Source organism: Neisseria wadsworthii 9715 (assembly GCF_000227765.1).
GTDB lineage: Bacteria > Pseudomonadota > Gammaproteobacteria > Burkholderiales > Neisseriaceae > Neisseria > Neisseria wadsworthii.
The window spans coordinates 1,462,450-1,470,235 of the sequence record NZ_JH165159.1 but is presented as its reverse complement, the minus strand read 5'-3'; the positions used below and the strand labels follow the sequence as shown (position 1 = coordinate 1,470,235).

Sequence of the window (7,786 nt, the reverse complement as noted above, 5' to 3'; positions counted from 1 at the left end):
CGAAATAATTCGTTGGCTCTTTTGACTTAAATAAATAAAAACAACCGCTTAAGAATTTCAAGCGGTTGTTTTGTTGAAAAAAAATGCACATTAATAACGTGTAATTACCGCCATACCGCGCATCGGGTTGATTGCTTTCAAACTATCATTATCCACAAACTTAACACGGCCGCCGTTTGCTAAAACTTTTTCGATAATCTCATCCACAATATCTTCATAAGTATGCTCGGTTTGTGCAAAGCCTTCTGTCAAAGGCGTTAACGTTCGGCCATCTTCACTCACTTCGGCAGGAATTTTCAGATCCTCTTCCAGAACCAACACATCAGCGCGACCATCTACTGCAGCCTGCCAAATTTCATTCAGTCCGCCAACAAATAAGTTGTTGCCTATAGCATTTTCTAAATCGACAAATACTTTTTGACGCTCTTCATCCAAAGCTTCTTTAATTTGCGGCCAAATATTTTTAACCAACTGATGCTCTGTTTCATCGCTGAGCCCGCTGTGTATATACAGCATAACATCGTCACTATTGCGGGCCCCGTCACGGAAGTGTCCAATATTGCGATCCACACCGACTACCACGATAGGAGCTGGAATTTGCTTTTGAGCTTCTACTAAGGCATCACCTACTTCGCGCATTTGATCGGTCAAAATCTGATCCCGCACATGGCTGATATCCTGACTAATGCTTGCACTTGCGACGACGTTCTCCAAGCTAAAAGGAAAGCCATACGCATTCACTTCGTTGAGCAAATCCTTACGCCCCACAAACAATCGCGAACCATTTTCGCTTAACACTGTAAGTAAATACAATGGGCTACGATTCATTGCATAAACCAAATCCCGAGTAACAAAATTATCTTCAATGCTTAGGCGCTCAGGTAATCTGAAAGGTAATTTGAAAAGGCCGCTATATTCAGCACTCGCAAAAATCACCAATCCATCAAGATTATGCTCATGATCTACGCTATCGGCTAGTCGATGAATTTCAGCAACAATATCGGCTGTTTCTCGCTTACCGAATTCTTCTTCCAAGCGATTCACCGTTTCGCTTACCAAATTTTTTAACCGAATAGGATCTTTGTCGTTATCAGGTGATGTACGGTAAGTAGGTAACGTAATCGTCACACTTGGATAAGACTGCTTGTTCTGAATTTCTTTAATGGTATCTAAGTTCATACTAAAGTCCTTTCGGTAAATGAAATAGAAGTTATTTACAGCAAACTAACTAAAACAAAATGCTAACTGTATTTAATTTTTATTATTGGCAAATTAATGCACAACAAACAACTGTACCCAACCAGGTGTACTTTAAACTAAATTGTTTCATAACAAGAGTTTTCAAGGTATATGCAATATTTTTAACGCCAAATAACTTTTCTTTAAAAACCATCTTTCAAAATATTGAAATCTTGTATTAAAAAATTAATTCGATTGACTGTAAATAAACAATGCCTGTCTGAAACTTTTTCAGACAGGCATTCATGATCAATCATTAAGCATCAGCAATTGCCCTATTTTTCTGCTCAATTTTCTTAAACTTCAATACTACTGTTTCTTTTTCCTTATCCCAACCTATTCTGACAAACCCACCGTCCTTTAACTTACCGAACAACAGCTCATCAGCCAACACCTTACGGATTTTATCCTGAATCAAACGATGCATAGGTCGTGCACCCATTTGAGGATCAAAACCTTTTTCTGCCAAATATTTCCGTAAACCAGGTGTGAATTCCACTTCCACTTTTTTATCAAGCAACTGCTTTTCCAATTGTAGCAAAAATTTATCCACCACTTTCTCAACAATCGGTTCATTCAACGGTGCAAATGGGATAACTGCATCAATACGGTTACGGAATTCCGGAGTAAACGTTTTATTGATAGCAACCATCTCATCACCACGCTCCCGTTGATTGGTAAAGCCCAAAGTAGGACGGCTCAGGCTTTCCGCGCCCGCATTGGTGGTCATGATAATAATTACATTGCGGAAATCAGCACTTTTGCCATTATTATCGGTTAATTTGCCGTAATCCATCACCTGAAGCAGCACATTGAAAATATCGGGGTGTGCTTTTTCAATTTCGTCGAGCAGTAAAACACAATAAGGCTGTTTATTCACAGCTTCAGTAAGCAAGCCGCCTTGTTCAAAGCCCACATACCCCGGCGGAGAGCCAATCAAACGTGATACTGCATGGCGCTCCATATACTCCGACATATCAAATCGTTGTAGCGGAACACCAAGTGCAAATGCCAGCTGCTTGGCAACTTCGGTTTTGCCCACTCCTGTCGGACCTGAAAATAAAAAACTACCGATGGGTTTATCGGGCTGCCCCAAGCCTGAGCGCGACATTTTTACCGCAGCCACTAATGCATCAATCGCTTTATCTTGCCCGAACACCATATTTTTCAAATCCCGCGCCAGATATTGCAACACTTGTTTGTCATCGTGTGAAACAGTCTTTTCAGGAATTCGCGCCACTTTGGCAATCACAGCCTCAATCTGCGCCTTTCCAATCACTTTTTTCTGCTTGGATTTAGGCAGAATCCGCTGGGCGGCACCCGCCTCATCAACCACATCAATTGCTTTATCAGGTAAAAAACGTTCGTTAATGTAGCGGGCAGACAATTCAGCAGCAGCCTCTAACGCCCCATGCGTGTAACGAACTTGGTGGAAATCTTCAAACATGGGTTTTAGCCCGCGCAAAATTTGCACGGTTTCTTGTACTGACGGCTCTACCACATCTATTTTTTGGAAACGTCGGCTTAAAGCATGATCCTTATCGAAAATCGTTCGGTATTCATCATAAGTAGTGGCACCAATACAGCGAAGTTGCCCTTTAGCCAATGCAGGTTTAAGTAGATTTGAAGCATCCATGGTGCCGCCAGACGTGCTGCCTGCCCCGATAATGGTGTGGATTTCATCAATAAACAAAATTGCATTCGGAATTTCAGCCAACGCTTTCAACACCGTTTTTACTCTGGCTTCGAAGTCGCCCCGGTATTTCGTACCGGCCAGCAAAGCGCCCATATCCAAAGTAAAAACCACAGCATCTTTTAATGTTTCGGGAATTTGATGATTTACAATCTGATGAGCCAACCCTTCTGCCAGCGCGGTTTTCCCCACACCGGCTTCACCTACCAGCAACGGGTTGTTTTTTCTCCGACGGCACAAAACCTGCACCAAACGCTCCATCTCATGTTTTCTTCCAATTAAAGGATCTATTCTTCCTGCGCTCACTTCAGCATTTAAATTAACCGTATAGCTGCTCAAATCGTCTTTGTCTTTTTCTTTTGAGTCTGTATCTTCGCTCACAGAACGATAATCCGTACTATCCGTGTGGCTTTCACCGTGTGCAAGACAGTTGAGAATTTCATAACGGCCTATTGATTGCAAACTCAGGAAATATACGGCCGGACACTCTTTTTCGCCCATCAGAGCGACCAAGATATCTATTGGCAGCACCTCCTGTTTATCTGCGGATTGGGCATGTATGATGGCACGCTGCAAAACACGTTGAAAGCCGATAGTAGGCTGTGTTTCTATATGCCCCATAGAATCCTGCGGCAACATCGGCGTGTTTTCCACTACAGAATTCATCAACTGGCTGCTTAAAAGCTGCAAATCCGCACCCACGGCTTTTAACAGGTTATGCACATCATCCGATTGCTCAATCAAAATCAGCAGTAAATGCTCCAAGCTGATCAATTCATAGCCGCGCGCTCTGGCATCGGCATAGATGTATTGCAAAATACGTTCTAATTCGGCTGAAATCACTTATATCTCCTCTACGCTGCATTTTAGTGGGCAGCCTTCCTGCTTTGCCCGCTCCGTTACCTGATATTGCTTGGTTTCCGCAATATCACGCGTATAAACACCACACAAACCTTTGCCTTCGTGATGTACCAACAGCATTACTGCTACTGCACGTTCGTGTGTCAGTGCGAATACTTCGCGCAAAATCTCCACCACAAAATCCATTGTGGTGTAATCATCATTCAAAAGGTACACTCCATATTTTTTCGGCGGTCGTGTTCGTGCCTGATTGCTTAGCGTGGCACTATCTGCATCGTTACGGTTTTTTTGACTCATGATATCCCGTTTTCTGTTGTATTTTTTCCCATTTTAATAAATTTTTATGTTTTTCCAAAACATTACTTGACGGACATGCCTTACACAGGTAAAAAGACATCAAGCAGAGCTTGGCATCAATAAAAATAATAGCTTTTGGAGAGATCGATGGCTTTTAGTTTTACAGCGTTGCCTGATTTTGCTTTCATTTGTTAATTTTTTTGTTATAGGAAGTAGTATTACATGGCAACCGGTACTGTTAAATGGTTTAACGACGCTAAAGGTTTTGGTTTCATCACTCCCGATGAGGGCGGCGAAGATTTGTTTGCACATTTCTCAGCTATCAATATGGATGGCTTTAAAACGTTGAAAGAAGGTCAAAAAGTTTCTTTCGATGTAACTTCAGGCCCCAAAGGTAAACAAGCTGCTAATATTCAAGCCGCTTAATTGATATTGGGTTGGATGGATTCCAATCAAGCAGATATGGCAGGTTTTTTTAAACCTGCCATTAATTTATTATTTTTAATTTACTGTTCACAAGGCAGGATGAAATGAACACTTACGAAAACGCGCTTAAACAACTTGACGAAATCATAAATCATCTCAGAAACAACCAGTCTGCCGACTGTTCAAAAGCGGAAGAACAAGACTTACAAACATTACGCTTCAAAACCCTCAAACGCGTTCTTTCACCCAACGATCAAGCTTCTATCGACAAAATCGCAGCATATTATGCAAAAAACGTTACCAAACAAGCCTGATATTCCTTCGGGCATATACCGCCATTACAAAGGAAATCTTTACGAGGTGCAGGCGCTGGCGCGGCATTCGGAAACAGAAGAATGGCTGGTGGTTTACCGCGCTCTTTACGGAGAATACGGCCTTTGGGTTCGCCCTGCTGCCATGTTTACCGAAAAAGTCGAGCATCAAGGCCATACCGTCAGCCGCTTTACATTAATCCAAGCAACCTGATTTTTCAGACAGGCATATGCTACAATGCCTGTCTGAATATATTTTAAAGCTTATGCCATGAGTATTGCCAACAACAAAAAAGCGTTTCACGATTATTTTATCGAAGACCAAATCCAAGCCGGTTTGGTGTTGGACGGCTGGGAAGTCAAGGCCATACGGGCCGGCCGCGTACAATTGAAAGAAAGCTATATTCATTGGAAGAAAGATGCGTTTTATTTGGTGGGCTGCCACATCACCGCCCTACCTACCGCATCCACCCATGTAAAGCCCGACCCCGTACGCCAGCGCAAACTGCTGCTCAAGCAATCGGAAATCAACAAGCTAATCGGCAAAACCGAGCGCGCCGGCTACACGATTGTTCCTTTAAACCTGCATTATCACCGCGGCTATATCAAAATGGATATCGGTTTGGCGAAAGGTAAAAAGCAACACGACAAACGCCAAAGCATGAAAGAAGCCGACTGGAAGCGCGAAAAACAACGCCTGATGAAAAACGAACGTTAAATCTAAACGATAAAACCAAGCCGCCGAATCCGGCGGCATTCGTTTATTCCATAAGCCTGTCCAAATTGTGTTGCATATTAGATATGCAATTTGGCAGCAAACCGTAAAAACACGCAAGAGCATTTTATCCTGACTTTTCAGACAGGCCTTACGCCCCAATAATGCGTCTATCCGAATATCTACGTTTTAGCAGGAGCTTAACCTCATGCCACGCCCTTCCCTCTTTTTGCCACTGTTTCTGATTATCACAGGTGCCGTTTGGTTTTTAAAAGCTACCGACATCTTGCCGGCCACCGCTACCTTGGTTTCTGCCGCCTTAGCTGTGGCCGGTGTAGCGGTGTTAATTATGGACGGCATCAACAAACAATCCATCGTCGCCGGCCCTATCTTAATTTATATCGGCGCGGCAGTTTACCTCAAAAGCCAATATTTCCTTGATTACGCCCCGCTTATCGCCTTAGGCATGATTATTTTAGGCTGCTTGCTGCTGCTTTCACGCAGCAACATCATTCCTTACAAACACGAGCGCCTACAAAGGCCAGACTAACTTTCCTTCTCATTAAATGCCTGTCTGAAACCATTCAGACAGGCATTTTCTATGTTAAAATCCAGCCCAAAATCTTTCTTAAAATTTTCCAGTCAATCCATCATGATTCAAGACAAAATCCTCATTCTCGATTTCGGCTCGCAAGTGACCCAACTTATCGCCCGCCGCGTGCGCGAAGCCCATGTTTACTGCGAACTGCATTCCTATGACATGCCTTTGGAAGACATCAAAACCTTTGCGCCCAAAGGCATTATTCTTTCCGGCGGCCCCAATTCCGTTTACGAATCCGATTATCAGGCCGATACCGGCATTTTCGACTTAGGTATTCCCGTGCTCGGCATCTGCTACGGTATGCAGTTTATGGCCCATCATCTCGGCGGTGAAGTTTCCCCCGGCGACCAGCGCGAATTCGGCTACGCCCAAGTAAAAACCATCGACTGCGAACTTACCCGCGGCCTTTCAGACGGCCAGCCCAACACGCTCGACGTGTGGATGAGCCACGGCGACAAAGTATCCAAGCTGCCCGAAGGCTTCTGCATCATCGGCGACACCCCCAGCTGCCCCGTGGCCATGATGGAAAATGCCGAAAAACAATTCTACGGCATCCAATTCCACCCCGAAGTAACCCATACCAAACAAGGCCGCGCCTTGCTCAACCGCTTCGTGCTCGACATCTGCGGTGCGCAACCCAGCTGGACCATGCCCAACTACATCGACGAAGCCGTAGCCAAAATCCGCGAGCAAGTAGGCAGCGACGAAGTGATTCTCGGCTTGTCCGGCGGCGTGGATTCTTCCGTAGCCGCCGCGTTGATCCACCGCGCCATCGGCGACCAACTCACCTGCGTATTCGTTGACCACGGCCTCCTGCGCCTGAACGAAGGCCAAATGGTGATGGACATGTTTGCCCGCAACTTAGGCGTAAACGTGATTCACGTTGATGCCACCAATGACTTCATGGGCAAACTCGCCGGCGTAACCGACCCTGAACAAAAACGCAAAATCATTGGCGCCGAATTCGTAGAAGTGTTCCAAACCGAAGCCGGCAAACGCCAAAACGCCAAATGGCTGGCACAAGGCACGATTTACCCCGACGTGATCGAAAGCGCCGGTGCCAAAACCAAAAAAGCCCATGCCATCAAGAGCCACCACAACGTAGGTGGCCTGCCTGAAACCCTTAACCTCAAGCTGCTCGAACCGCTGCGCGATCTGTTTAAAGACGAAGTGCGCGAACTCGGCGTAGCCCTTGGTCTGCCGCGCGAAATGGTGTACCGCCACCCCTTCCCCGGCCCCGGCTTGGGCGTGCGCATTCTCGGCGAAGTGAAAAAAGAATACGCCGACCTCCTGCGCCGTGCCGACGATATTTTCATCCAAGAGCTGCGCAACACCACCGACGAAAACGGCACTTCATGGTACGACCTCACCAGCCAAGCTTTTGCCGTATTCCTGCCGGTAAAATCCGTCGGCGTCATGGGCGACGGCCGCACTTACGAATATGTGGTTGCGCTGCGCGCAGTTGTAACCAGCGACTTCATGACCGCACATTGGGCCGAACTGCCTTATTCGCTGCTGGGCAAAGTGTCTAACCGCATCATCAACGAAGTACGCGGCATCAACCGTGTAGTGTACGATGTGAGCGGCAAACCGCCTGCCACAATTGAGTGGGAATAATTGTTCAGATTATTTCAAATAATAAA

The 7,786-nt window shown here is 45.4% G+C and carries 9 protein-coding genes; 6 read left to right on the top strand and 3 right to left on the bottom strand.

Annotated features, from left to right (window positions below):
* Positions 1-90: 90 nt before the first annotated feature.
* From HMPREF9370_RS06705 to clpS, 3 genes are all read right to left on the bottom strand, one after another.
* A complete protein-coding gene (locus HMPREF9370_RS06705; RefSeq protein ID WP_009116649.1) occupies positions 91-1,179 on the bottom strand; it encodes an AOC03_06830 family ribosome hibernation factor in 1,089 nt (362 codons plus the stop codon).
* Between the two features lie 316 nt (positions 1,180-1,495).
* Positions 1,496-3,775, bottom strand: coding sequence for an ATP-dependent Clp protease ATP-binding subunit ClpA (gene clpA / locus HMPREF9370_RS06700; protein WP_009116648.1), 2,280 nt, complete (start codon positions 3,773-3,775; stop codon positions 1,496-1,498).
* Positions 3,776-4,090, bottom strand: a complete 315-nt coding sequence (gene clpS, locus HMPREF9370_RS06695) for an ATP-dependent Clp protease adapter ClpS (protein WP_009116647.1) — start codon at positions 4,088-4,090, stop codon at positions 3,776-3,778. It abuts the gene before it with no gap.
* A 222-nt stretch (positions 4,091-4,312) separates the two neighbouring features.
* Here clpS and HMPREF9370_RS06690 point away from each other — a divergent pair, with 222 nt between their 5' ends.
* The 6 genes from HMPREF9370_RS06690 (at position 4,313) to guaA (ending at position 7,760) form a co-directional block, all read left to right on the top strand.
* Positions 4,313-4,516, top strand: coding sequence for a cold-shock protein (locus HMPREF9370_RS06690; RefSeq protein WP_009116645.1), 204 nt, complete (start codon positions 4,313-4,315; stop codon positions 4,514-4,516).
* A gap of 104 nt (positions 4,517-4,620) precedes the next feature.
* Positions 4,621-4,830, top strand: a complete 210-nt coding sequence (locus tag HMPREF9370_RS06685) for a hypothetical protein (protein ID WP_009116644.1) — start codon at positions 4,621-4,623, stop codon at positions 4,828-4,830.
* On the top strand, positions 4,802-5,041 hold the full coding sequence (locus tag HMPREF9370_RS06680) for a DUF1653 domain-containing protein (RefSeq protein ID WP_050795385.1): 240 nt from the start codon (positions 4,802-4,804) through the stop codon (positions 5,039-5,041). Before HMPREF9370_RS06685 ends, HMPREF9370_RS06680 begins: the two co-directional genes overlap by 29 nt.
* Before the next feature lie 57 nt (positions 5,042-5,098).
* Positions 5,099-5,545, top strand: a complete 447-nt coding sequence (gene smpB / locus HMPREF9370_RS06675) for an SsrA-binding protein SmpB (protein WP_009116642.1) — start codon at positions 5,099-5,101, stop codon at positions 5,543-5,545.
* A gap of 205 nt (positions 5,546-5,750) precedes the next feature.
* Entirely contained in the window at positions 5,751-6,092 is a 342-nt protein-coding gene (locus HMPREF9370_RS06670) for a LiaF transmembrane domain-containing protein (RefSeq protein ID WP_009116641.1), read from the top strand.
* 102 nt (positions 6,093-6,194) lie between these two features.
* Positions 6,195-7,760 (top strand): glutamine-hydrolyzing GMP synthase, encoded by a 1,566-nt coding sequence (gene guaA / locus HMPREF9370_RS06665; RefSeq protein ID WP_040667532.1) that lies wholly within the window; start codon positions 6,195-6,197, stop codon positions 7,758-7,760.
* The last annotated feature ends 26 nt before the right edge of the window (positions 7,761-7,786 follow it).

Excerpts from the sequence above, each read along its gene's own strand:
- HMPREF9370_RS06705 (WP_009116649.1), bottom strand. The coding sequence starts at position 1,179 with ATGAACTTAGATACCATTAAAGAAATTCAGAACAAGCAGTCTTATCCA.
- clpS (WP_009116647.1), bottom strand. The coding sequence starts at position 4,090 with ATGAGTCAAAAAAACCGTAACGATGCAGATAGTGCCACGCTAAGCAAT.
- HMPREF9370_RS06690 (WP_009116645.1), top strand. The coding sequence starts at position 4,313 with ATGGCAACCGGTACTGTTAAATGGTTTAACGACGCTAAAGGTTTTGGT.
- HMPREF9370_RS06685 (WP_009116644.1), top strand. The coding sequence starts at position 4,621 with ATGAACACTTACGAAAACGCGCTTAAACAACTTGACGAAATCATAAAT.
- HMPREF9370_RS06680 (WP_050795385.1), top strand. The coding sequence starts at position 4,802 with ATGCAAAAAACGTTACCAAACAAGCCTGATATTCCTTCGGGCATATAC.
- smpB (WP_009116642.1), top strand. The coding sequence starts at position 5,099 with ATGAGTATTGCCAACAACAAAAAAGCGTTTCACGATTATTTTATCGAA.
- HMPREF9370_RS06670 (WP_009116641.1), top strand. The coding sequence starts at position 5,751 with ATGCCACGCCCTTCCCTCTTTTTGCCACTGTTTCTGATTATCACAGGT.
- guaA (WP_040667532.1), top strand. The coding sequence starts at position 6,195 with ATGATTCAAGACAAAATCCTCATTCTCGATTTCGGCTCGCAAGTGACC.